The sequence below is a fragment of the Microbacterium sp. LCT-H2 genome (assembly GCF_001866135.1).
Lineage (GTDB): Bacteria > Actinomycetota > Actinomycetes > Actinomycetales > Microbacteriaceae > Microbacterium.
The window spans coordinates 1-618 of record NZ_MODW01000019.1 but is presented as its reverse complement, the minus strand read 5'-3'; the positions used below and the strand labels follow the sequence as shown (position 1 = coordinate 618).

Annotated in this window: 1 protein-coding gene; it reads left to right on the top strand. The window is 68.4% G+C overall.

The genetic code is table 11. The features are described 5' to 3' along the window. Positions 1–120 precede the first annotated feature (120 nt). Positions 121–618: transposase family protein (locus BK819_RS16240; protein WP_143049344.1), on the top strand; the 498-nt coding region annotated here is incomplete at its 3' end.

Here is a 618-nt window from a genome sequence, read left to right as displayed (position 1 = left end):
ATTGGGGGCTCTTCGGACATGCGGTGGGGGTGAGGCTCGCCGGGTGATGGTCGGCGGGTAGGGGTCGAGGTCCCCGAGGATCAGTAGCGCCAACTGCTGATCCATCACGAGGACCTCGACGTGCTTCACCCTACTTCGGGGTGCGCTGACGCGCGCTCTGCCGCTGATCCGTGTTACCGCTGCGATCTGCTGGTCGGTCTCGACGGCGTCCATGTCGAGCACGTTGACCGCCGCGACGGGCTGCTGATCGTCACCGTTTCGACACCGGCGGCGCCGACCGGGTGCCCGTTGTGCGGGGTCGTGGCGATCGGTCGAGGGCGCCGCCGTCGAGTGTTGCATGACGTGCCGGGCGTGACGCGGGTGCGGATCGTCTGGCGGCAACGGGTCTGGCGATGCGGCGACGTGGGCTGTGCCAAGAAGACGTTCGTGGAGCAGCTTCCCTCGCTGGTCGCTCGGCGCGGGTCGCTCACAAGGCGAGCCGTCGACTGGGCGATCGGGCAGCTGCGCCGCGAGCACGCCACGATCGAAGGACTACGTCGTCAGCTCGGGACATCGTGGAAGACGGTGTGGCGGGCTGTTGAGCCTGAACTGGTGCGGTTGGCAGCCGACGAGTCCCGG